Source organism: Maricaulis sp., assembly GCF_048269565.1.
In the GTDB taxonomy this organism is placed as follows: Bacteria; Pseudomonadota; Alphaproteobacteria; order Caulobacterales; family Maricaulaceae; genus Maricaulis.
Genome location: NZ_JBLXIK010000010.1, coordinates 1 through 21650, shown reverse-complemented (window position 1 = coordinate 21650; position 21650 = coordinate 1). Strand labels below are relative to the sequence as shown.

The window sequence follows — 21650 nt, the reverse complement described above, 5'->3', positions numbered from 1 at the left end:
GCGCTGGATCATGACAAAGACCTCCCCGCGGCCGCAACGTCCGCCCGCCCCGCTCGTCCAGTTCAAAGGCGCCAAGCCACCCGCACCAGCCTGGTTCGAGCGCGCACTCGCCGTGCCGGCCGACACCGGCACCGTGATGGTCGAAGACGCCATGATCCACTGGAAGGCCTGGGGCGAGACCGGGCAGCCCGGCCTGGTGCTGGTGCATGGCGGCGTCGCGCACAAGGACTGGTGGGATTCGATCGGTCCATTCCTGGCCGCGACCCGCCGCGTCGTGGCGCTGGACCTGTCCGGCATGGGCGATAGCGATCATCGCGACGTCTACAGCATGGACACCTATGCGCTCGAGGTCATGGCGGCCGGCCGGGCCGGCGGTGCCTTTGCGGCCGGCGCCCCCTTCGTGGTCGGGCATTCCTTTGGCGGCTTTGTCTCGCTGGCGACGGCGACAGAGTTCGGCGCCGACCTGGCCGGCATCGCCGTGCTCGACAGCCCTGTCAGACCCCCGAATGAACAACGCAACACCCCACCACCGCGACGCGGCGGCGGCGTCTATGCCAGTTTCGACGATGCGCTGCAGCGCTTCCGCCTCCTGCCCGAACAGGAATGCGCCAATGCCTTCCTGATGGACCATATCGCGCGGCAATCGCTGAAGCCGATGGCGCGGCCGGATGGCAGCGAGGGCTGGACCTGGAAATTCGATCCACATCTGTGGAGCAAGATGCGCTATGACCGCCAGTCGCCGGCCGAGATTGCGGCCAGCCTGAAATGCCGGATCGCGCTGTTCCGCGGTGCGGATTCAGCGCTGGTGACCGATGAGGTCTGGGCCTTCATGCGTGAGACCTTCGGAGCCAATACGACCATGGTCTCGATCCCCGACGCCCAGCACCATCTGATCCTCGACCAGCCGATCGCCGTTGCAGCGGCGCTGGAAGTTCTGACCGGGCCGGGCTGGGGTTAGTCCTGGTGCCGCCGCAATTCCTGGGCGACATCCTCGGGCAGGGCTGACGGACGCACAGTCATCGAGCGGCGCAGCGCTCCGAATATCGCGACCAGTACCACAAGGGCCAGCCAGATGCCGCCGATCAGCCGCACGGCCGGCCACATCGGGTCGAAGGCACCGAAATTGAGATATTCCACACCCGCCAGGCCCGCATAGATCAGCAGGGCCAACAGGCCGGACCAGACTGCAAAGGGTATGCGCATCGGATATATCCCCCATTCCGGCGCAACCCATACTGAAACCGGTTCCGCGTCACAACCATCCGCCCGGGAAAAACCCGTAGCGTGGCGTCGCCGCAACAATCATGCCGCGCCCGACCGGCGCCGCGCCTGCACTGCGGCAGTCGCGCATCTTGGCCTGCGCGCCGCCGCGTGTTATCGGCAGATCACTATCAGTGACTCAAACAGGGGCAGTCCTCATGGCAGCTGACTACACGCGCGGTGAAATGAATATCGCCAGCCAGAAAAGCACGTTTGACGGTTTCATGGCGATCACCCTCTGGTCCTCGCTGCTTCTGGGCCTGACGCTTTTCTATCTTACCCTTGTCTTCGCCGTCGGTATGGACTGGATGGGCTCGCTGTTCGGCGTTGCGATCATCGGCGTTGTGCTCGGCCTGCTGACCTCGATGAAGACCAGCTGGTATGTGACGGTCGGTGGCCTGTTCGTCTTCGGTCTGGCCTGCGGCCTTCTGTCCCAGCTGTTCAACGTTTTTCTCGCCGGCTGACGCCTGCAGGCGGCGTTCGTCCGCCCTGCGGCCCGGCCTGTCCGGCAGGAATTTCTACCGCAGGCCTTCCCCTTAACGGCAAATTCGCGCATCGTGTCCGCCTGCTAGACTGAGCGGTGGGACAATATGCGAATAGCCATTCTTAAAGAACGACATGCGGGCGAGACACGCGTCGCCGCGACGCCCGATACCGTCAAGAAATTTGTCGGGGCCGGCCACACGGTCGCGATCGAGAAAAGTGCCGGCCTCACCGCCTCGGTGACCGATGATGCCTATGCCGCCGCGGGCGCCGAAATGGGCACGCTGGCCGCAACGCTGAAAGGCGCCGACGCGCTGTTCTCCGTCCAGATGCCTGACGAGGCAACGCTGGCCAAATTGCCCAAGGGCATCCTGCTGGTCGCACATCTTGATCCCCATAATGCCGGCCCGCGCGCCGAGGCCCTGGCCAAGGCCGGGATTGATGCGCTGGCGATGGAATTCGTGCCGCGCATCAGCCGCGCCCAGGCGATGGATGCGCTCTCGAGCCAGTCCAATCTCGCCGGCTATCGCGCCATTATCGAAGCCGCCTATATCTATGGCCGCGCCTTCCCGATGATGATGACCGCCGCGGGCACCGTCGCCCCGGCCAAGGCCTTCATCATGGGCGCCGGCGTCGCCGGTCTGCAGGCGATCGCCACGGCGCGCCGCCTCGGTGCCGTCGTTTCGGCTACCGATGTCCGCCCGGCCTCGAAGGAACAGGTTGCCTCGCTCGGCGCCAAATTTGTCGCCGTCGAGGATGAGGAATTCAAACAGGCCGAAACCGCGGGCGGTTATGCCAAGCAGATGTCGCCGGAATACCAGGCCAAGCAGGCCGAGCTCGTCGCCGCCCATATCGCCAAGCAGGATATTGTCGTCACCACGGCGCTGATCCCGGGCCGTCCGGCACCAAAACTGATCACCAAGGCGATGGTTGAAGCGATGAAGCCCGGCTCGGTGATCATCGATCTGGCCGCACCCAATGGCGGCAATTGCGAACTGACCAAGGCCGACGAGATCGTCACCCATAACGGCGTGATGATTGCCGGATTCTCCAATCTGCCCGGCCGTCTCGCCGCCGACAGTTCGGCCCTCTACGCCAAGAACCTCGCCAATCTCCTGCCGCTTCTGGTCGGCGAAGATGGGGCAAAGGCGCCGCATTGGGATGATGAAATCATCCAGGGCATGGCGCTGACCAAGGGCGGCGAGGTGGTGCATCCGAGCCTGGTGAAGGAAAGCGCGTGACCCGTCTTGCCGGATACGTCCAGATTGCTCTGGGAGCGCTCGGCGTCGCACTAATTGCCGTCCTGACCTTCGGCCCGACGGCGGATGCCCAGCGCGTCCCCCGCGCAGAAAATGGCCGTGTCGATCTGTTGGCCTATCCGCCGCAAGGTCTGGACCAGCCACGCCTCGTCAATCCCGGCGAGGCCGCCTGGCTGGAAACCGTGCGGCCGCAATATGCCGTGCGTCTGCTCGGAGATGCCGCGGCACGGATCCGGCCCGAACATGGTGCGGTCGTGCCGGCTGGAAGCCTTTTGTTCGGCATGCGGGTTACGGGTGGTTATACCTACTGCCCGCGCATCGATTTCAACGCTCCGGTGACGCGGGTACAATGCTTTCGCGATTTCAACGATGACGGCGTTTTCGATGGCGGCTATCTGACCCGGCACAGCAGCATCAACACGCAGTTTCTCGCCAATATCGTCCACGCACTCGATCGCGTGGTACCGGTGCCCTATGAGCCGGTCGAGCCGTCCGATGCGCTAGAAACCACTTCGACCATCGTCTTTGAAAGACTGCGCAATGGTCAGGCCGTCTTCAGAAAATACATCGACGCGGAGCGGCTGACATCAAGCTATGCGTGCGAGCCATTGGCCGAAAACCCCGAGCTCTGCACGTTGTTCGGCGTCACGTTGCGGGTGGAGCCGGTCGGCGATGCCGTTCGCATCACGCTGGTCGACTCGCCGGACGTGCGCCAGCTCAATATGATCATGACCAACACCGCCCTACCGACGCGAAACTAGAGCCCTGAACCAGGGAGGAAGAATCTCATGGAAGCCGTAGATCCCGTCATCTTTCGCCTCGCGATCTTTATCCTCGCGATCTTCATTGGCTATTACGTCGTCTGGTCGGTCACACCCGCCCTGCACACGCCGTTGATGGCCGTCACCAATGCGATCTCCTCGGTGATCATCGTCGGGGCGCTGCTGGCCGCGACAGCGACTGGCGGTGCCGATGATGGCAGCGGCGGGGCCGGCTTCTCGCGCGGCCTCGGCACGCTCGCCATCGTGCTCGCCAGCGTCAATATTTTCGGTGGCTTCATGGTCACCCAGCGCATGCTGGCGATGTACAAGAAAAAGGAGCGCAAGGCATGATGAGAGCCCTGTTAGCCCTCTCCTTGCTTGCCGTCGGCATTTCGGGCGTCGAGGCTCAGGTCCAGCCGCAGCCCCAGACCCGGACCACTTTGCCGACCCTGCGCAACCCGGCCCTCCTGCAGCGGCCGGACGCGGAGCAGGATGGCCAGGACGAGGACGAGGCATCGGACGCCCCTGTCCTGACCCGGCGCACCCTCGAACTGTATCGGGAAGCCCAGGACGAGGCATCGAACGCCCCTGTCGTGACTCGGCGCACCCTCGAACTGTATCGGGAAGCCCAGGAAGAAGAGCGGCGCCGCGCCGCCGGGCCCCGGCCCCTGTATTATGAAGTCGAGTGCCATGCAGTGACCGAATTGCGCTTCGACGTCACGGATTTCAGGATCACCTGCGACAGGAATGACCCCTACGGGCAAAATTATTACTTTCTCTGGCTCGACATGGACCCCTTCCCGCCCCAGGACGCTGCGGGCACAAATGAGGATCGCCAAGTGCGCGCCGAACGCCTCGTCGAGGCGGTCAACATGACGCGCAATGATCCAGGGGCGAACCTGATTTTGTTGATCGGCCCTCTGGAGCTGAACGGCGGCATCGTCGTCCGGGACATCAACGGCTACACGATCCGCTACACCGACTAATCGCCACAACCCGCAAGAGAGCGCCATGTCTGCAAATCTCGCCGCACTGCTTTACCTCCTTTCGGGGATATTGTTCATCCTCGCCCTGCGCGGCCTGTCGAGCCCGGAAACCGCCCGTCAGGGCAATTTCTTCGGCATGGCCGGCATGGCGATTGCCATTGTCACATCGCTGCTGGCCGCCCAACTCGACGGCGCCTCGATCGCCCTGATCGTCGGTGGCGTGATGGTTGGCGGCGGGATCGGTGGCGTGATCGCACGTCGCATTTCGATGACGTCGATGCCGCAGCTCGTTGCCGCCTTTCACTCGCTCGTCGGCATGGCCGCCGTGCTGGTCGCGGCCGCGGCCCTGTTTGCGCCGGAAGCCTTCCACATTGCCGACCCGGTCAGCGGAAACCTGCACAAGCTGTCGCTGTTCGAGCTTTCCGTCGGCACGGCGATCGGTGCCATCACCTTCTCCGGTTCGGTGATCGCCTTTGCCAAGCTCAACGGCAACATGTCCGGCGCGCCGATCCTGCTGCCGATGCGCCACGCCATCAACATCGCGCTCGGCGTCTTCATCGCGGTCATGATCGCCTTCCTGATGGCCTCGGGCGGCGACGCCAAGGTGGCTTTCTGGATGATCGCGCTCGCCGCCTTCGTGCTCGGTGTCACCCTGATCATCCCGATCGGCGGCGCCGACATGCCCGTCGTGGTCTCGATGCTCAACTCCTATTCCGGCTGGGCCGCCGCCGCGCTGGGCTTCACTCTGGAAAACACCGCGCTGCTGGTCACCGGAGCCCTGGTCGGCTCCTCCGGTGCGATCCTGTCCTACATCATGTGCAAGGGCATGAATCGCTCCTTCATCTCGGTCATCCTCGGCGGCTTCGGCGATGATGGTGGCGCAGCCGCCCTGGCCGGACCGCAGGGCAATGCCAAACAGGGCTCGGCGGAAGACGCCGCCTTCGTGCTGAAAAATGCCGGCAAGGTCATCATCGTGCCCGGCTATGGCATGGCGGTCGCCCAGGCCCAGCATGCGCTCAAGGAAATGGCCGACATCCTCAAGGAAGAGGGCGTCGAGGTCTCCTACGCCATCCACCCGGTCGCCGGGCGCATGCCCGGACACATGAATGTCCTGCTGGCCGAGGCCAATGTCCCCTATGACGAGGTGTTCGAGCTGGAGGACATCAATTCGGCCTTCGCCAATGCCGATGTCGCCTTCGTGATCGGCGCCAATGACGTCACCAATCCGGCCGCCGAGGATGATCCGTCCTCGCCGATCTATGGCATGCCGGTGCTGCAGGTGTGGAAGGCCAAGACCGTCTTCTTCGTCAAGCGCTCGCTGGCGTCCGGCTATGCCGGTGTCGAAAACCCGCTCTTCTTCCGCGACAACACGATGATGCTGCTCGGCGATGCAAAGAAGATGGCGGAAGAGATCAACAAGGCGATGGGGTGAGCCGGTACCGGTCTGATCGCGCTGGAGTGAACCGTCGATGCTGATAACGCTGGCCGGATGGTTCGTCTTCATAACCCTGAGCCTGATCGCCGCATTGCATGCCTATTGGGGTGCGGGCGGGCTATGGCCGGCGGCGACCGAGGCCGATCTCGTCAGGACCGTCATCGGCATCAGCCGGTCGCCGACCATGCCGGCCAGCGCCACCACATTTGTCGTTGCGCTCCTGATTTTCGCGGCTGCCGGCTTCGCGTTTGTCCGCGGCGTGCTTGGCTTTGACAGCCTGATCTTCACACGCATCCCGCTGGCCGTGATCGCGCTGGTGATGCTGGCACGCGGTATCTACGCCTATATGCCCGGCCCGTTCAGCCGGGCCACCGAGCCTTTCGCGACCTTGAACGCAGCCTATTTTTCGCCGCTCGTCCTCATTCTCGGCCTCGCTTGCGCCTGGCTTGCCCTCGCGCCCGCCAGGGTTTGACGTTCAAGCTGTATTCATCACCGCCGCCACACTGTGAGACCATGTTTGCTGAACTCATCCTTGCCCAGATCGGTTCCGTTTCCGAGGACTGCACCTGGAACGGCATTCCGCTCTATGGCGAGGTCCAGGTGGTGGAGAGCTTGCCCGACATCCGCGTCCAGATCGTCGAGAGCTTTCCCGATCTCAAGGTCAAACGCGTCACCAGCTTCGCCGACAGCTGCGGTGAATGGACCTATGTGACGAGCTTTGCCGATTTCACCATCCAGTTCGTCGACAGCTTCCCGGACGTGCGGATCAAATACGTGGAGAGTTTCCCCGGCCTGCCCTAGGCTGGCGGGCATGAGCTTTTACCACGAACACATCCTGCCGCACCTGATCGGCTTTGCCTGCGGCCAGCCGCAGATCATGAAGAAGCGCTCCCAGATCGTGCCCCTGGCCACGGGCCGGGTGCTTGAGGTCGGTTTCGGCGCCGGCCCGAACCTGTCCTTCTATGATCCGGGCAAGGTCTCCCATCTCTATGCGTTGGAGCCCTCAGAGGGCATGCGGCGCAAGGCGGCCGATGCGATTGCCGCCTGCCCGGTGAGCGTCGAGCTGATCGATCTGCCGGGTGAGGAAATCCCGCTGGAAGACGCCTGCGTCGATACCGTGGTGCTGACCTATACGCTGTGCACCATTCCCGATGCCGAGGCTGCACTGGCGCAGATGCGCCGCGTGCTCAAGCCGGGCGGAAAGCTGTTGTTCTCCGAGCATGGCGGCGCACCCGATGCCGATGTCGCGAAGTGGCAGCGGCGGATAGAGCCGGTCTGGAAACCGATCGCCGGCGGCTGTCACCTGACGCGCCATCCCGACACCATGATGCAGGCGGCCGGGTTCGGGATCGAAAGGCTGGAAGCGATGTATCTGCCCAAGAGCCCGAAATTCGCGTCGTTCAACTATGCCGGCATCGCCGTGAAGGCCTGATCGCCGCTACAGGTCGATACCCGGATCCTCGCCCGAGCGCAGCCAGCCGGTGATCGCCAGGCGCGGCGTCGTGACATAGTTCGCGACCATCGAAACCGCATGCGGTTGCGGCACCTTGAACAGCGACAGCGTGTTCATGCGCGGTACGTAGGCGGCCTCGACATTGCCGTCGGGATCGTAGAATTGCAGCTGCCCGCCCCAATCGCCCTGCCAGCCGGCGGTGAGGCCCAGCACGAAAGCCGCGACGCGGTTCTTGCCGGCGACGCCGTCATCATGGCGCGTCAGGAAATGCCCGCCGCGATAACAGGTCAATTGCCCGTCGGCGAAGCTGATTTCCGGCGCGTCGAGCACATCGCGCATCGCGCCCAGGAAGGTCTCGCCATTGAGGAATGCAAACAGCCTGGCCAGCACCGGTGCCTCGCCTTCGAGAACGCCGGCATGCGCCTTGTCGTACAGCGGATAAGTCTCGTAGAGATATTGAAACCCGGCCCGCGCGGCCGCGGCGACCCGCCCTTCAAATTCGGCACGCTGGGCTGCGGGCAGATCGCGCATCGCGGCGGCATCGAGATTGAGATGCTTCTCGGCCAATCGCGTCACCAGCAGCCATTTCGAGACATCATCGATCGCTGCGGTCAGCTGGCGCAGGGCCTTGGGGGCCAAGAGGTTCGATATCCGGGCCCGGCCATCGGCGCGCAAGCCGTTGCGGGCCGGCTCAAGATCAAGCTTATCGGACAATCGCATGGGCAAGCTTCAACAGATCGGCGCCGGACCGTCTCGCCCGGCCCCACAGGTTTCGCACAGCGCCGGCGATGCTGGCAACCGGATCAGGCGCAGTCGGCACACCGTGCCGCAGCCGGGTCGATCTCGATCCGCTTTGGGTCGATCGCCTCGCCGCATTCGACGCACCAGCCATACTCGCCCTCATCCACCCGTTGCAGCGCCGCCTCGATCCGGCGAATTTCCTGGGTGCGGCGGACATCTGACGCCCGGGCCATGGCCTGGACCTGCATTGAGTCCAGCCGCGACAGACGGCCGATGGATTGCTGGTCCAGCTCGACCGGGTCGCGATCACCGGTCGTGGCCTGCGACAGGGTGACCAGTTCGGCTTTCAGGGACAGAAGGCATGCGCGCGGGTCTTGCGCCATTGGGTCTCACTTTTCGTCATCATCGCCAGGCGGGCGATAGCGCAGCAGGCACAACATAGCGCATTGTGGGCGGCCCGGCGCGATCCAGCGGCAGTGCTGTGTCAAACGAGGGATCGTCGCCTGCTCAATACCGGTAGCTTGGAACGACCTGTCTGCCTAAGTTCACGGCTCACACTTGGGGGTCCCATGTCCGAAATCATCCTGGCGCTCGACGGCGTCTCCAAAACATTCAGCGGCAAGCCTGCCGTCCGAGATCTCAGCTTCACCGTCAGGCGCGGCGAAATCACCGGCTTTCTCGGCCCCAATGGCGCCGGCAAGTCGACCAGCCTGCGCATGGCACTGGGCATTCTCACGCCGGACACCGGCGAGGTGAGCCTGTTTGGCGGCCGACCACGTGCCCGGGCCCTGGAGCGGGTCGGCTTTCTGCCGGAAGAGCGCGGTATCTATCGCAAGATGAAGGTGATCGATGTCATCATCTTCTTTGCCCGCCTGAAGGGCGTCGCCCCCGATGAGGCACGCCGCCGGGGCCTCGCCATGCTGGAGGAGTTCGGCCTCGCCGATGTCGCCGACAGCAAGGTGAAGACCCTGTCCAAGGGCATGGCGCAGAAGATCCAGATCATCTCGACCCTGATTCACGACCCCGAATTCATCATTCTCGACGAACCCTTCTCCGGCCTCGATCCGGTCAACCAGAAGGCGCTGGAACAGATCGTCCGTGCCCGCGCCGAGGCGGGGGCCACCATCCTCTTCTCCACCCATGTGATGGAGCACGCCGAGCGCTTGTGTGACAAGATCGTGCTGGTCGCGAAGGGTCGCAAGGTGTTTGACGGCACCGTCGAGGCCGCGCTGGGCATGATCCCGCGCCGTGTCGTGCTGGAGACCGTCTCGGAGGACGACCTGACCGCAACCTTCGCGCCACTCGGTGACGTCGTGCAGGAGGCCGGCACGGCTGACGGCGCCCGACGCTGGCAGATTGATCTCGGCCCGGGCATCGACGCCCAGGACGTGCTCAAGGCCTGTGTCGACGGCAATATCCGTCTGCTGCGCTTCGAGCCGGCACGGGCGCATCTGCATGATGCCTTTGTCCATCTGGTCGAGACCAGTGGCCAGTTTGAAAACGAAACACCTGCAGGGGAGGCTGTCTGATGCGCGCCATCTATCTCATCGCCCGCCGTGAATACCTCTCCTATGTCGCCACCTGGGGCTTCTGGCTGTCGCTGGCCTCGATGCCGATGTTCATGGCGCTGGGTTTTGGCCTGCCGGCCCTGATCGAGAGCTCACAGCCGACGCGCTATTACGCGCTGATCGATGAGTCCGGCGGCGTGCTTGATGCGGCGATCGAAAGCCAGGGTGCGGCATCGCGCGAGGCCCAGGCCGCGGCGACCCGTCAGGCAGCCACCGAAATGCTTGGCGACGGCCCGGCCGTCGAGGCTGCAATCGCCAATGCCCCTGCGCCGGCAGAGAAATATATCCGCGTCTATCCCGAGGCGACCGATATCGAAACCCTGCGGCCCTATCTGCTCGGCGAACAGAATGTTGAGACCGACGAGGGCCCGCAACCGCTCTTTGCTGCCATCTACCTGCGCCAGGACGCCGAAGGCGCCGTGGAGATCGAATACTGGAGCACCAACCTCACCGATGGCGAATTGCGATCCGGAATCCGACGGACGCTGCGCGAATACATGCAGCTCAACCGGCTGCTCGAAAATGGCGTTTCGCCCGAACTGGTGGCCGCGGCAGGCGAACTGACCCCGACCGTGCGCGAACTCAATCCCGAGCGCAGCGCCGAGGCTGCCGAGGTGACCACTGCGGAACGCCTGCCGATCATTGTCGCCATCGCGGTCGCTTTCGGGCTGTGGATCGTGATCTTCTCTGTCGTCAACATGCTGCTCACCGCGATGATCGAGGAGAAGGGCAACAAGGTGCTGGAGATGATGCTCGCCTCGTCACGGCATCATGAAATCCTCACCGGCAAGCTGCTCGGCGTCGCCGGCGTGTCGACCACATTATTGCTGGCCTGGGGCGGACTGGCCGCCACGGTGGGCCTCGTGGTGCAGCAATTCGCCTTCGCCGCAGGCCTGCCGCTCGGCGAGATCATGGCCGCCGTGCTCGATCCGGCCCTGATCTTCCCGGCGATCGGCTATTTCATCATCGGCTATCTGATGTATGGCGCGATTTTCCTCGCCATCGGCTCGCTGTGCGAGACGCTGCAGGATGCCCAGACCCTGATGAGCCCGATGATGCTGATCATGATGGTGCCGCTCTTCCTGGTGATGGTCGCGGCCGATGCCCCCGATTCGCCGATCATCGTCATCGCCAGCTGGATCCCGCTATGGACGCCCTTCATCATGCTGGCGCGCCTGCCCCAGGACCCGGCGCTGTTCGATGTCATCGGCACGACGCTGGTGATGATTGTCACGGCCGCGGGCGTCATCTGGGGTGCCGGTGTGATGTTCAGGATGGGCGCGCTCAACCAGGCCAACCAGGACACGGTCAAGGGCTGGTTCCGCCTCGGCGGCAAGGGCAAGGCGGGCTGAGGCCCAGCGCACCCGGATCAGCAACGAAAGAAAACGCCGCGTCCCTGAAGGGGCGCGGCGTTTTCCTGAATTCTACAGGCTCTGGCGAACCCTAGCGACGAACGGTGCCACCACGGACGGCCACGAGGCCTTCACGCTGAGCGCGCTTGCGGGCGAGCTTGCGCGCACGGCGAATGGCTTCAGCCTTCTGGCGAGCCTTCTTCTCCGAGGGCTTCTCGTAATGGTTCCGACGCTTCATTTCACGGAAGGTACCCTCCCGTTGCATTTTTTTCTTCAGCGCGCGGAGCGCTTGCTCCACATTATTATCGCGCACAACGATCTGAACGATGGCTCTCTCTCCATATTGCTGGACGCGAGGGCCACCCCCACGTCGCTAGTTTGCCAGAGGCGCGGCTGATACCAGAGCCGCGAAGCAGAGTCTACTCTGTCAGCGCACTCGCCGCGGGTGACGGCGGGCGTGCGGTCCTGTACATATGGCACATGACCAACGCTGAAACCGAACCCCGCACACATAACGAGACGATCCGCGCGCAGCTGCTCGAGGCTGCCCTGGCCCATGCGGCCTTCGACGGCTGGTCATCCTCGACCTTCAAAAAGGCCTGTGAGGACATCGGCCTGTCGTCCGGTGATGCCCGAAATGCCTGCCCTGGCGGGGATCTGGGCCTGATCAGTTTCTGGTCGCGTCAGCTTGACCGTGAGGCCGGGCGCAAGATCGTTGCGGCCGAACTCGCCAAGATGAAAATCCGCGAACGCGTGACATTCGGCGTGCTGTGCCGGCTGGAAGCCATCGCACCGCATGAGGAAGCCGCCCGCCGGGCCCGCGCCCGCCTGCTGCTGCCCGATGCAGCAGCCGAGGCACCGCAGCTGCTCTGGGCCACGGCCGACACGATCTGGCGCGCCATCGGCGATACCTCGACCGACGCCAATTTCTACTCCAAGCGGGCGATTCTCTCCGGCGTCTATGGCACCACCCTGTCGAGCTGGCTCAATGAGGACAGTGCCGACAAACCGGCTGCGCGCGCCTTCCTCGACCGGCGGATCCAGAATGTGATGGATTTCGAGAAGACCAAGGGCCAGATTCTCAAACTGACGGCCGACCTGCCCGATATCGGCGGCCTGCTCGGCAAGATGCGCTACGGCCCCGGCCCGCGCATCTAGGACGCCGCAAGGCGCTAACGAGGCCGCAGGGACGCGTAATAGGTGTCCAAGGCTCCGACGTCGACCAGTTCGCGTTCCGGCCAGCGCAGGGCGGTCAGTTGGCCGCCAAACACGCATCCGGTGTCGATGCAGATGGTGCGGTTGACCCATACCGCCTCGGTGACGGCCATATGGCCGTAGACGACATGCGCCTCGCCGGCATAATCGAGCGCCCAGTCCAGCCGCACGGGCAGACCGTATTCGTCATGCTCGCCTGTGGTGGCGCCATAGAGCGCAAAACCGCGCGCCTTGCCGCCGGTCTGGTAGTGCATCTCCTCGACAAGGCCGGCATGCGCGACAACCAGCCGGCCCTGGTCGAGCACATGATGATGGGCCAGCTGGTCGAGAAAACCATGCACCGTGTCGCGAAAACCGTCCGGCTGCTGTTGGATCTGGGCGATGGTGTCGCCAAGCCCGTGGCTGATCTTGACGTCACGGCCGAGCAGCCAGCGGCGCAGCTTGTCGTCATGATTGCCGCTGACGCACAGCGCCTGGCCCGCCTCGACCATCGACATCACCAGACGCAGCACGTCCGGCGAGCGCGGGCCGCGGTCAACCAGATCGCCGAGAAACACGACGCGGCGGCCTTGCGGGTGCGAGACATCATAGTGGCGAAAGCCCTCCGGGCCGTCGCGCTCGATTCGATAGCCGAGCTTTTCCAGCAGGATTTCCAGCTCGCCGGCACAGCCATGCACATCGCCGACAATGTCGAATGGGCCGCGATCATGGCGGCGGTCAAAGTGAAGGGTGTTTTGGGGCAGCATCTGGTCAGTAGGTAAGGCGACCGGCGGGCAAGAACAAGGCCCGACCGGGCCTAATCCCGCGCCGGCAGCGGCCCGAGCCGGTTCACATGCCCCATCTTGCGGCCCTTGCGGGCCTTGCGCTTGCCATAGAGATGGATGCGCATTTGCGGGTCCGACGCCAGAGCCTGCCAGTCATCGACATCATGGCCGATCAGATTGGTCATCACGGCACTGGAATGCGGCGCCGTGTCGCCAAGCGGCCAGCCGGCAACGGCGCGGATGTGCTGCTCGAACTGGTCACAGCCACAGGCATCCATCGTCCAGTGGCCGGTATTGTGGACACGCGGGGCGATCTCGTTGACCAGCAATTGCCCGCCGCCAAGGTCAAACAGCTCGACCGCAAACACGCCGACATGCGCCATGCCATTGCCGAGCGCCGTCGCGATTTCCAGCGCCTGCGCCTGCAGCGCGGCATCGACGCCGGGTGCCGGTGCCGTGCTCTGCTTGAGGATACCGTCCTGGTGGACATTTTCCGCCAGCGGCCAGGCTTTCACCTGACCGTCAACCGAGCGCGCCGCAACCACGGACAATTCACGCACGAAGGCGGCAGCGCCCTCGAGGATGGCCGGTTGTTCGCCAATCGCGCCCCAGGCTGCGGCGGCATCGTCAGCCGAACGGATCCAGGCCTGGCCCTTGCCGTCATAGCCGAAGCGGCGGGTCTTCAGCAGCGCCGGCAGACCGGTCACGGCGATGGCATCCGGCAGGTCGGCGAGGCTGTCGACGGGCGCGAAGGCCACCGTCGCAACGCCGGCCGCGTTGATGAAGCGCTTTTCGGTGATGCGGTCCTGGGTCAGCTCGAGCGAGCGCGCGCCGGGACGCAGCGGTGCGGTCTTCGCGGCGACCTCGACCGCTTCAACGGGGATGTTCTCGAATTCATAGGTGATGGCGTCACAGCGGTCCGCGAACGCCTCGACTGCGCCGGCATCGGCCCAGGGTGCCGCCCAGGACCGCGCCGCGACACGGGCGGCCGGACAATCGGGCTCCGGATCGAACACATGCATGTCGAAGCCGAGCCTGGCTCCGGCCAGCGCCAGCATCCGGCCGAGCTGGCCGCCGCCGAGAATACCGATCACCGAGCCGGGCGCGAGCGGGCGTGAACTCATGGCCGGGTCAATCCTCGACCGATTCCGCGACACTGTCGGTCTGGGCCTGACGCCAGGCGGACAGGGCGTTGGCGATGTCCGGATCGGACAGCGACAGGATGGATGCGGCCAGCAGGCCGGCATTCTTGGCACCGGCATCGCCGATGGCGAGGGTGCCGACAGGGATGCCGCCGGGCATCTGGACGATGGAGAGCAGGCTGTCCTTGCCGCTGAGCGCCTTGGACTTGATCGGAACGCCGAGCACCGGCAGCGTCGTCATCGAGGCGACCATGCCGGGCAGGTGGGCCGCGCCCCCGGCACCGGCGATGATTACCTTGATGCCGCGGTCGCGGGCCGCCTTCGCGAACTCGACCATGCGGTCCGGCGTCCGGTGAGCCGAGACCACGCGCACTTCATGGCGAATATTGAGATCGGCCAGGATATCGGCTGTCTTCTTCATGGTCGGCCAATCGGACCGCGATCCCATGATGATGGAGACATCGGGTTGTTGACCGGGAGAATTCGGCGAAAAATCGCTCATGACGCTTCCTGCGCGTGAAAAGGAAGCGCGGGACCATAGCTTTCACCGGCCACAGGTCAAGATGGCCAGTCGTGACAATGGATTTCTTTTCGTTTTTGAGGGTTTCTTAACCACACTTCGCGAGCCTGAAGCGGAACAGAATCGCCCAGGACAACCACTCCATGCGCATCGGACCCACAAATACGGCGCGAGACGTCGCGCGCACTGGCAAGGCCGGCGCGGCCAAGAGTTCCAGCTCGGCTGGCGCGATCGACGCGCCACGTGATGCGGCCTCGATCATGGGTGTTCCCGAAGCCGAGCTGACCCCCAATGTCCAGCGCGCACTCTTGTCGCTGATGGGCGAAGTCGACCAGCTGCGCAAGGATACGGAGCGTCTGCGTGGCCGGGTTCGCGAACTCGAATCCCTGGCCGATCACGACGTGTTGCTGCCCGTGCTGAACCGGCGCGCCTTCCTGCGCGAAGTGAGCCGCGCCCTCGCCCTCGCCGAGCGCCACAATGCGCCCTCGGCCCTGATCTATCTCGACCTGAACGGCTTCAAGGACATCAACGACACCTATGGCCACGCCGCCGGCGATGCCGCGCTGCACCACGTCGCCGCGCAACTGACCGCGCATGTGCGTGAAACCGACGCTGTCGGTCGTCTTGGCGGTGATGAATTCGGTGTCGTGCTGACCCTGACCGGCCCCGCCGGAGCCGACACCAAGGCCCGCGAGCTCGTCGACCGGCTGGAGAAGGTTCCTTTCGTGCACGACGGCCGCGAAATGTATGTTGGCGTCGCCTGGGGTGCCTACCCGCTCGAGGCCGGGCGCAATGCCGCCGAAGCCATGGCCGAGGCCGATGCGGTCATGTATGCGCGCAAGCAGGACCAGAAACGCCAGCTCGAGGCCGCCGCGCGCAAGAAAGCCTGATCGGCTGTTCAGGCGATGATGTCAGGGGTGAGCTGGTCGTTCAGGGCCGCAAGCTGGTCCTTGATCCGCAGCTTTTCCTTTTTCAGGCGCGCCAGTTTGAGCTGATCGGTCACACCGTTCACGGCCAGCGCATCAACTTCATGATTGAGAGCTTCATGCTGCTCGCGCATCGATGAAATGCGTGAACGCAGCTCCTGCGGGTCGAAGGATTGTCCGTCCATTCCTGTACGGTCTCTTTTCTGGCCAAACCGGCCGTGCGGATACTGCGGAGGCCCAGGCGTCCGTCGGCAGCCGTCGCGCCGAAGCACGCATTATAGCGCTTTTCGCGGATCAATGAAATCGCCGAGTGCCGGTTTCGGGCGAAATTCTATCAACGGGCCGGCCGGCGTCCGCCTTCAAGATCCTCACCCCAGCGCCGGGTTGCCTCCCAGTCGAGACCAAACAGATCCAGCGCCCGTCCGACCGACTGATCGACCAGATCATCGATCGTCACCGGCTTGGCATAGAAGGCCGGCATCGGCGGGCAGATGATCGCGCCCATCTCGGTCAGCGCCGTCATCGTCCGCAAATGTCCCAGATGCAGGGGCGTCTCGCGCAGCATCAGAACCAGGCGACGGCGCTCCTTCAGGACGACGTCAGCGGCACGCGTGAGCAGACTTGAGGTCACGCCCGAGGCGATCTCCGACATGGTCCTGACCGAACAGGGCGCGATCAGCATGCCGCGCGTCTGGAAAGACCCCGAGGCGATGGCCGCGCCGACATCGGGCATCCTGTACACATGATCGGCGCCGGCGCGAAACTCGGAAATCGACACCCCGGTCTCGTAGTGAAGCGTCATTTCGGCGGCTTTCGAGGCGACCATATGACTCTCGACTCCCAGCTCGCGCAGGGCTGCCAGGGCACGGATTCCATAAACGATGCCGGAAGCCCCGGAGACCCCGACAATCAAGCGGTCTGATTTTACCATCACCTAACCCCGAAACGTTTCGTGAATAGACATAACGCTGGAACCTGCTTCAATCCATTCATCCACTTCACCAAGAGGAGTTTTATCCATGCCAATCGCAGCCCGCATTCGTGAGCTCGACGCGCGTCATACGCGTCTGGACGCCCAAATTGACGAGGTGATCAAACACCCGTCGGCGGATTCGCTTGAACTCGCACGGATGAAAAAGGAAAAGCTTCGATTGAAGGAACAGATAGAAAGTCTGCGAACGTCGGAGCTTAAAGCGCTCGCAGGCTGATGGAATCTCCAGGGGCGGCTTTCGGGCCGCCCCTTTTGCGTTGTAGGATGGGGAGGAATTGATTGCGGTCGATGAATCGGAGATCGAAATGCGCATCCTAGTCATGATCGTGTCCACCCTGTGTCTGGCCTGGCCAGCCGCCGCGACCGCGCAAAAACCTGCCGACGCCTGCGCTGACGGCCGGGCGGCTATGGATGCCGGCGAAACGGGCAGCGCTGCGGAATTGCTTGAACAATGCCTCGGAACCGCCGAGCAGGCGCCCGAAGAGGAAGTCCAGACCTATGCCGCGCTTGGTGCAGCCTATCTCGCCGAGGAACGCTTCCAGGACGCCCTCTCTGCCTACAATATGGCTTTCGCGATCGCCGACACCCAGCACGCCGCCATCGCCAATCCGATCCTGTGGCGCAATCGCGGAATCGCCCGGGCCGAGCTCGGCCAACTGGACGCGGCGCTGGACGACCTGCAACACGCCGCGCTGGAAATGCCCGATGACGTCCTCACCTTCCTGAACATGGGCTTCGTTTACCAGCGCATGGAGCGGCACGCCGATGCGGTCGTGTCCTATGACGCCATTGTCCGGCTTGAGCCGGAATGGGTCGGCGCCTGGCTCAACCGATCGGGCGCCCTGCTGGACGCCGGCATGACCGGGGCCGCGGTCGCCGATGCGCGCCAGGCGGTCGAACTGGAGCCGCAGAATGGTTCGAGCCTGAACATGCTGTGCTGGACCCTGATCCAGGACGGACGCGCGGACACCGCCCTGCCGCTGTGCGAGGAAGCCGCGTCGATCGAACCCGATACCGGCGCGATCATCCACTCGCATGCCACCGCCCTTGAAGCGGTCGGCCGGCTCGACGAGGCCCTGCCGCTCTACCAGCGGGCACATCAGCTCGCCCCCGAGGATCCCGAGATCACCGCCGACTTCGAGCGCACCCACCACCCCTGATACCGATTCCGCCCGCCTGGCTGATGCGTTGCCTAACGCCTCTGCCTGTGCGACTGGAGACAATTGATTGGCGCCCGATGCGCCGGATTTACAGGATGTTTTTCCCATGGCCTCTGGCGATCGAGTCGCAATCATTACCGGCGGAGCAAACGGAATCGGCAAGGCCTGCGCCCGCCGTCTGAGCGAAGACGGTTGCAAGGTCGTCATTGCCGATATCGACACCGCCGCCGGCACAGCGCTGGCCAACGAGCTGGGCGGCGAACGCGGCCGCGCCCTCTTCGTCCCCTGCGATGTCTCCGACCGGCTGTCGGTGAGCAATCTGCTGGCTGAAACCCGCTCGGCCTTCGACCGGCTCGACATTCTCGTCAACAATGCCGGCGTCGTGGCGCGGGGCGATATTCTCGAACTGTCGGAAGCGGAGTTTGACCGCGTCATCGGCGTCAATCTGCGCGGCGCCTTCCTGGTCGCCCGCGAATGCGCCAAGCAGATGGTCGAGCAGATCGAAGAGAGCGGCGAGCGCACCGATGATGCCCGCCGGCGCTATGCAATCATCAACATGTCGTCGGTCAACGGCATCATGGCGATCCCGGACCAGCTGGCCTATTGCACCAGCAAGGGCGCGCTGAACCAGCTGACCAAGTCGATGGCGCTCGGCCTCGCCAAATACGGAATTCGCGTCAACGCGATCGGGCCGGGCAGCATCAATACCGACGTGCTCAAGGCCGTGAATGACGACAAGGCTGCGATGGACAAGATCCTGTCGCGCACACCGATGCATCGAATCGGCGACCCGGACGAAATCGCCTCGGTGGCCTCATTCCTGGCCTCGAAGGATTCCAGCTATATCACCGGCACCACGATCTACGCCGATGGCGGACGGCTGGCGCTCAACTACACCGTCCCCGCCGACCACTAGATGCAGTCATCAGGGCCGGCCACATGACCGAACGGGCGAGGCACACAGCGCCCTCGCCCGTTCCGGTCTTGAAGCGGCCTATTCCTCGTCTTCTGCGGCGTCCTTTTTCGAGGGACTGCCGAACAGGGTCTCGAGATTGATTTCGCCCTGGGCCGGCTCATCCGAATCGGCAACCAGCTGCTCGCGCGGCTTCAGCGTGTCAGCCAGGAGCTCAGGGCTTTCTTCCTCGATCTTGCGACGGCGCGAGGACGCTTTCTTGACCTGCTCATCAAGATCGATCTGGCTGCACAGGCCGAGCGAGACAGGGTCCGTCGGCTTGATGCCGCCGGAGTTCCAGTGCGTGCGATCCCGTACCGCTGCGATCGTCGTCTTGGTCGTGCCGACCAGTTTCGAGATTTGCGGGTCGGACAATTCCGGGTGATTGCGCACGAGCCATGCGATGGCGTCCGGGCGGTTCTGGCGGCGCGAAAGCGGTGTGTAGCGCGGCCCACGGCGCTTGGCCGGCTGGTGCAGATCGGAGTATTTCGGCTGAACAGGCGTCATCCGGAACGTTGACTTGCCTTCGGCCTTGGCGATTTCCTCACGGGTCAATTGCCCGTTCGAAACCGGATCGGCACCGCGCACGCCAACGGCGACATCGCCATCGGCAATGCCTTTGACTTCCAGTGGGTGCAGGCCGCAGAAATCCGCGATCTGGTCAAAGGTCAGCGAGGTGTTGTCAACGAGCCAGACCGCCGTGGCTTTCGGCATCAGGATCTCGGTCATGTCTTGCTCCTTCGGAGAAATAAAAAAAGCCCGACGCGGTGCCGGGCTTGGGCTTCCGACGCTAGCGGTCTGAGTATCAGTCCAGCCAAGCGATTTGCCGCTTCTATATCGCAGCCGCTCCGGTCTGCAAAGCAGATTACACTTCCGCCCATCAGGGGATCAGCAGAATCTTGCCCGAATGCGCCCCCGAATCGAGCCGTTCGTGTGCGGAGCGTACATCGGCAAGGGCGAAGCGGGCGTCGATCACCGGGCGCAGCTGGCCGGTCTCGATCCAGGGCCAGACCGTGCGCCGCACGGCCGCGGCCAGGCGCGCCTTCTCGGCATCAGGCCGGGCACGCAGGGTTGACCCTGTCAGCGTCAGGCGCTTGAGCATGACGCGCATCAGATCAATCTCCACACGGCTGCCCTGCAGGAAGGCAATCGAGACCAGACGGCCACCCTGGCGGGCCAGATTGATGTTTTTCTGGACATAACTGCCGCCGACCATGTCGAGCACGACATCGGCACCGCCAGCCTCTGTCAGGATCGCCTCATAGTCCTCGTCGCGATAATTGATCGCCCGGTCGGCACCGAGGGCGCGGCACAGATCGCACTTCTCCTGCGTGCCGGCGGTCGTGAAGACACGGGCGCCGGCGGCCTTGGCCATCTGGATGGCGGTTGTGCCGATTCCGCTCGCCCCGCCATGGATCAGGATGGTTTCCCCCTGCAACAATGCACCAATCTCGAACACATTCGCCCAGACGGTGAAAACCGTTTCCGGCAATCCCGCGGCATCGGTCAATTCCATCCCGGCGGGAAGCGGCAAGACAGAACCGGCCGGGGCGAGGACATGGTCGGCATAGCCACCGCCGGCGACCAGGGCGCAGAGCGGGTCGCCGATCACGAAACCGCTGACCCCCTCGCCCAGGGCCTCGATATGGCCGGACACTTCCAGCCCCAGCCCTTCAGGCGCCCCGGCCGGTGCCGGATAGAAACCCATGCGCTCGATCTGGTCCGGCCGGTTGACGCCGCAGGCGGCGTTGCGGATCAGGATCTCGCCCGCCCCGGGCCGTGGCATGTCCCGCGTCTCGACCCGCAAGACTTCAGGCCCGCCGGGTGGATTGGCGGTGACGATACGATTTGTTTGGGTGGCGGGCATGGGACTCTTCCGGAGTTCGGGTTATGCTGGGATCAGAACTGCGATGGAGGTCATCATGTTCCATGACGAAGAGCCTGCGGCAAGCCGCCTCAAGACCGGGGCCATCATTCCCGGCGCCGATCTCAGCGCCCTGTCGCTGTCGGACCTTGCCGAGCGCCGCGCCCTGCTTGAGACCGAAATTGAGCGGATTGACGCCATCACTGAGAAAAAACGGGCCGGACTGAGCGCTGCGGACGCCGTGTTCAAGATTTGATCAACCAATTGGGCCACTCTGGCCCGAGCTTTGCTACGAATCGCCGGAAGCTGATGATAGACGGACGACTGGACGCATGATGACCGATAGCCAGACACCCACCCTTTTCCCCGCCGGTTCCGCACCGGCAGCGCGGGCGATGGACTTCTGCAAATCCGAGATGTTCGGCAAGCTGTTCCGCGAGGGCATGGACCTGGTCGAGGAGACGGCGAGCTATCTCGATGGCGCCGGCCGCGACGACGCAAAATCGCTGAACCGCGCCGGTGCGCTGTCCTACGCGACCGAGAGCATGAAGCTGACCACGCGTCTGATGCAGGCCGCCTCTTGGCTGCTGGCCCAGCGCGCCGTGGCCGAGGGCGAAATGTCGGCCGAGGATGCCACCGACGGCAAATACCGCCTCGGCAGCGACCGCCCGACCGAGCAGCTGTGGCCGGAAGGCGAAACGACGCCGCACATCCTGGCCAATCTGGTCGAGCGCTCGCGCTCGCTCTATGCCCGCCTCAAGCGCATCGATGACAATCTCTATGCCGACGGCATGCCGGAAACCGAAAGCAATCCGGTT

30 protein-coding genes are annotated in these 21650 nt (G+C 64.1%); 19 read left to right on the top strand and 11 right to left on the bottom strand.

All coding sequences use genetic code 11. The features are described from left to right. The first annotated feature begins 10 nt into the window (after nt 1–10). Complete coding sequence (locus ACN0YL_RS13950) at nt 11–958, top strand: alpha/beta fold hydrolase (RefSeq protein ID WP_417498384.1); 948 nt, start codon at nt 11–13, stop codon at nt 956–958. Here ACN0YL_RS13950 and ACN0YL_RS13945 read toward each other — a convergent pair. After that, the gene (locus tag ACN0YL_RS13945) at nt 955–1203 is read right to left on the bottom strand and encodes a hypothetical protein (protein WP_417498383.1); all 249 of its coding nucleotides are present in this window, start codon (nt 1201–1203) and stop codon (nt 955–957) included. The two genes, ACN0YL_RS13950 and ACN0YL_RS13945, sit on opposite strands and share 4 nt — an antisense overlap. A 215-nt stretch (nt 1204–1418) precedes the next feature. Between ACN0YL_RS13945 and ACN0YL_RS13940 the strand changes: the two genes are divergently transcribed. From ACN0YL_RS13940 to ACN0YL_RS13900, 9 genes are all read left to right on the top strand, one after another. Continuing rightward, nucleotides 1419–1724 carry an aa3-type cytochrome c oxidase subunit IV gene (locus ACN0YL_RS13940; RefSeq protein ID WP_417498382.1) on the top strand — a complete coding sequence of 102 codons (306 nt, stop codon included), beginning with the start codon at nt 1419–1421 and terminating at the stop codon, nt 1722–1724. Between the two features lie 126 nt (nt 1725–1850). Further along, nucleotides 1851–2984: a Re/Si-specific NAD(P)(+) transhydrogenase subunit alpha gene (locus ACN0YL_RS13935; RefSeq protein WP_417498381.1), complete on the top strand. Its 1134-nt coding sequence runs from the start codon at nt 1851–1853 to the stop codon at nt 2982–2984. Beyond that, on the top strand, nt 2981–3763 hold the full coding sequence (locus ACN0YL_RS13930) for a hypothetical protein (protein ID WP_417498380.1): 783 nt from the start codon (nt 2981–2983) through the stop codon (nt 3761–3763). Before ACN0YL_RS13935 ends, ACN0YL_RS13930 begins: the two co-directional genes overlap by 4 nt. A gap of 27 nt (nt 3764–3790) precedes the next feature. After that, nucleotides 3791–4114 (top strand): NAD(P) transhydrogenase subunit alpha, encoded by a 324-nt coding sequence (locus ACN0YL_RS13925; RefSeq protein WP_417498379.1) that lies wholly within the window; start codon nt 3791–3793, stop codon nt 4112–4114. Beyond that, entirely contained in the window at nt 4111–4749 is a 639-nt protein-coding gene (locus tag ACN0YL_RS13920; RefSeq protein ID WP_417467465.1) for a hypothetical protein, read from the top strand. The genes ACN0YL_RS13925 and ACN0YL_RS13920 overlap by 4 nt, the downstream gene beginning before the upstream one ends. A gap of 25 nt (nt 4750–4774) precedes the next feature. Further along, the gene (locus tag ACN0YL_RS13915) at nt 4775–6181 is read left to right on the top strand and encodes an NAD(P)(+) transhydrogenase (Re/Si-specific) subunit beta (RefSeq protein ID WP_417498378.1); all 1407 of its coding nucleotides are present in this window, start codon (nt 4775–4777) and stop codon (nt 6179–6181) included. Nucleotides 6182–6218: 37 nt separating this feature from the next. After that, nucleotides 6219–6656, top strand: coding sequence for a DUF3995 domain-containing protein (locus ACN0YL_RS13910; RefSeq protein ID WP_417492682.1), 438 nt, complete (start codon nt 6219–6221; stop codon nt 6654–6656). A gap of 41 nt (nt 6657–6697) precedes the next feature. Continuing rightward, nucleotides 6698–6985, top strand: coding sequence for a hypothetical protein (locus tag ACN0YL_RS13905; protein ID WP_417492683.1), 288 nt, complete (start codon nt 6698–6700; stop codon nt 6983–6985). A 10-nt stretch (nt 6986–6995) separates the two neighbouring features. Further along, nucleotides 6996–7616, top strand: coding sequence for a methyltransferase domain-containing protein (locus ACN0YL_RS13900; RefSeq protein WP_417492684.1), 621 nt, complete (start codon nt 6996–6998; stop codon nt 7614–7616). A gap of 6 nt (nt 7617–7622) precedes the next feature. Here ACN0YL_RS13900 and ACN0YL_RS13895 read toward each other — a convergent pair whose 3' ends face one another. Both ACN0YL_RS13895 and ACN0YL_RS13890 read right to left on the bottom strand, forming a co-directional pair. Further along, a complete protein-coding gene (locus ACN0YL_RS13895) occupies nt 7623–8351 on the bottom strand; it encodes a 2OG-Fe(II) oxygenase (RefSeq protein WP_417492685.1) in 729 nt (242 codons plus the stop codon). Nucleotides 8352–8440: 89 nt separating this feature from the next. Next, the gene (locus ACN0YL_RS13890; protein ID WP_417498377.1) at nt 8441–8761 is read right to left on the bottom strand and encodes a TraR/DksA family transcriptional regulator; all 321 of its coding nucleotides are present in this window, start codon (nt 8759–8761) and stop codon (nt 8441–8443) included. 186 nt (nt 8762–8947) lie between these two features. Here ACN0YL_RS13890 and ACN0YL_RS13885 point away from each other — a divergent pair, with 186 nt between their 5' ends. Both ACN0YL_RS13885 and ACN0YL_RS13880 read left to right on the top strand, forming a co-directional pair. Beyond that, a complete protein-coding gene (locus tag ACN0YL_RS13885) occupies nt 8948–9907 on the top strand; it encodes an ABC transporter ATP-binding protein (RefSeq protein ID WP_417498376.1) in 960 nt (319 codons plus the stop codon). Beyond that, on the top strand, nt 9907–11298 hold the full coding sequence (locus ACN0YL_RS13880; protein WP_417498375.1) for an ABC transporter permease: 1392 nt from the start codon (nt 9907–9909) through the stop codon (nt 11296–11298). The genes ACN0YL_RS13885 and ACN0YL_RS13880 overlap by 1 nt, the downstream gene beginning before the upstream one ends. A gap of 91 nt (nt 11299–11389) precedes the next feature. Here the strand turns inward: ACN0YL_RS13880 and rpsU are convergent, their stop codons facing one another. Further along, on the bottom strand, nt 11390–11626 hold the full coding sequence (rpsU, locus tag ACN0YL_RS13875) for a 30S ribosomal protein S21 (RefSeq protein WP_091768260.1): 237 nt from the start codon (nt 11624–11626) through the stop codon (nt 11390–11392). 152 nt (nt 11627–11778) lie between these two features. On the opposite strand from rpsU, the gene ACN0YL_RS13870 reads away from it, so the two are divergent. Beyond that, nucleotides 11779–12456, top strand: coding sequence for a COQ9 family protein (locus ACN0YL_RS13870; RefSeq protein ID WP_417498374.1), 678 nt, complete (start codon nt 11779–11781; stop codon nt 12454–12456). A gap of 14 nt (nt 12457–12470) precedes the next feature. On the opposite strand, the gene ACN0YL_RS13865 is transcribed toward ACN0YL_RS13870, so the two are convergent. From ACN0YL_RS13865 to purE, 3 genes are read right to left on the bottom strand one after another with little or no spacing between them, the layout of a single operon-like run. After that, nucleotides 12471–13259, bottom strand: a complete 789-nt coding sequence (locus ACN0YL_RS13865; RefSeq protein ID WP_417498373.1) for a metallophosphoesterase — start codon at nt 13257–13259, stop codon at nt 12471–12473. A 50-nt stretch (nt 13260–13309) separates the two neighbouring features. Continuing rightward, complete coding sequence (locus ACN0YL_RS13860; RefSeq protein WP_417498372.1) at nt 13310–14401, bottom strand: 5-(carboxyamino)imidazole ribonucleotide synthase; 1092 nt, start codon at nt 14399–14401, stop codon at nt 13310–13312. A gap of 7 nt (nt 14402–14408) precedes the next feature. Then, a complete protein-coding gene (purE, locus tag ACN0YL_RS13855; protein WP_417467481.1) occupies nt 14409–14921 on the bottom strand; it encodes a 5-(carboxyamino)imidazole ribonucleotide mutase in 513 nt (170 codons plus the stop codon). A gap of 161 nt (nt 14922–15082) precedes the next feature. Between purE and ACN0YL_RS13850 the strand changes: the two genes are divergently transcribed. Next, the gene (locus tag ACN0YL_RS13850; protein WP_417467483.1) at nt 15083–15829 is read left to right on the top strand and encodes a GGDEF domain-containing protein; all 747 of its coding nucleotides are present in this window, start codon (nt 15083–15085) and stop codon (nt 15827–15829) included. 8 nt (nt 15830–15837) lie between these two features. Here ACN0YL_RS13850 and ACN0YL_RS13845 read toward each other — a convergent pair whose 3' ends face one another. Together ACN0YL_RS13845 and ACN0YL_RS13840 are read right to left on the bottom strand one after the other, a co-directional pair. Continuing rightward, nucleotides 15838–16050: a YdcH family protein gene (locus ACN0YL_RS13845; RefSeq protein WP_417467485.1), complete on the bottom strand. Its 213-nt coding sequence runs from the start codon at nt 16048–16050 to the stop codon at nt 15838–15840. A gap of 149 nt (nt 16051–16199) precedes the next feature. Next, a complete protein-coding gene (locus ACN0YL_RS13840) occupies nt 16200–16796 on the bottom strand; it encodes a UbiX family flavin prenyltransferase (RefSeq protein ID WP_417498371.1) in 597 nt (198 codons plus the stop codon). 88 nt (nt 16797–16884) lie between these two features. Between ACN0YL_RS13840 and ACN0YL_RS13835 the strand changes: the two genes are divergently transcribed. From ACN0YL_RS13835 to ACN0YL_RS13825, 3 genes are all read left to right on the top strand, one after another. Continuing rightward, nucleotides 16885–17073 carry a YdcH family protein gene (locus ACN0YL_RS13835; RefSeq protein ID WP_417467487.1) on the top strand — a complete coding sequence of 63 codons (189 nt, stop codon included), beginning with the start codon at nt 16885–16887 and terminating at the stop codon, nt 17071–17073. An 88-nt stretch (nt 17074–17161) separates the two neighbouring features. Then, nucleotides 17162–18016 (top strand): tetratricopeptide repeat protein, encoded by an 855-nt coding sequence (locus tag ACN0YL_RS13830; protein ID WP_417498370.1) that lies wholly within the window; start codon nt 17162–17164, stop codon nt 18014–18016. Nucleotides 18017–18122: 106 nt separating this feature from the next. Continuing rightward, the gene (locus ACN0YL_RS13825; RefSeq protein ID WP_417492694.1) at nt 18123–18932 is read left to right on the top strand and encodes an SDR family NAD(P)-dependent oxidoreductase; all 810 of its coding nucleotides are present in this window, start codon (nt 18123–18125) and stop codon (nt 18930–18932) included. A gap of 78 nt (nt 18933–19010) precedes the next feature. Here ACN0YL_RS13825 and ACN0YL_RS13820 read toward each other — a convergent pair whose 3' ends face one another. Together ACN0YL_RS13820 and ACN0YL_RS13815 are read right to left on the bottom strand one after the other, a co-directional pair. After that, the gene (locus tag ACN0YL_RS13820; protein ID WP_417467493.1) at nt 19011–19697 is read right to left on the bottom strand and encodes a DUF1013 domain-containing protein; all 687 of its coding nucleotides are present in this window, start codon (nt 19695–19697) and stop codon (nt 19011–19013) included. Between the two features lie 151 nt (nt 19698–19848). Further along, nucleotides 19849–20835, bottom strand: a complete 987-nt coding sequence (locus ACN0YL_RS13815; protein ID WP_417498369.1) for an NAD(P)H-quinone oxidoreductase — start codon at nt 20833–20835, stop codon at nt 19849–19851. 55 nt (nt 20836–20890) lie between these two features. Between ACN0YL_RS13815 and ACN0YL_RS13810 the strand changes: the two genes are divergently transcribed. Next, the gene (locus ACN0YL_RS13810; RefSeq protein ID WP_417492697.1) at nt 20891–21088 is read left to right on the top strand and encodes a DUF1192 family protein; all 198 of its coding nucleotides are present in this window, start codon (nt 20891–20893) and stop codon (nt 21086–21088) included. A gap of 79 nt (nt 21089–21167) precedes the next feature. Beyond that, on the top strand, nt 21168–21650 hold a 483-nt coding region (locus ACN0YL_RS13805; RefSeq protein ID WP_417498407.1), incomplete at its 3' end, for a DUF1465 family protein.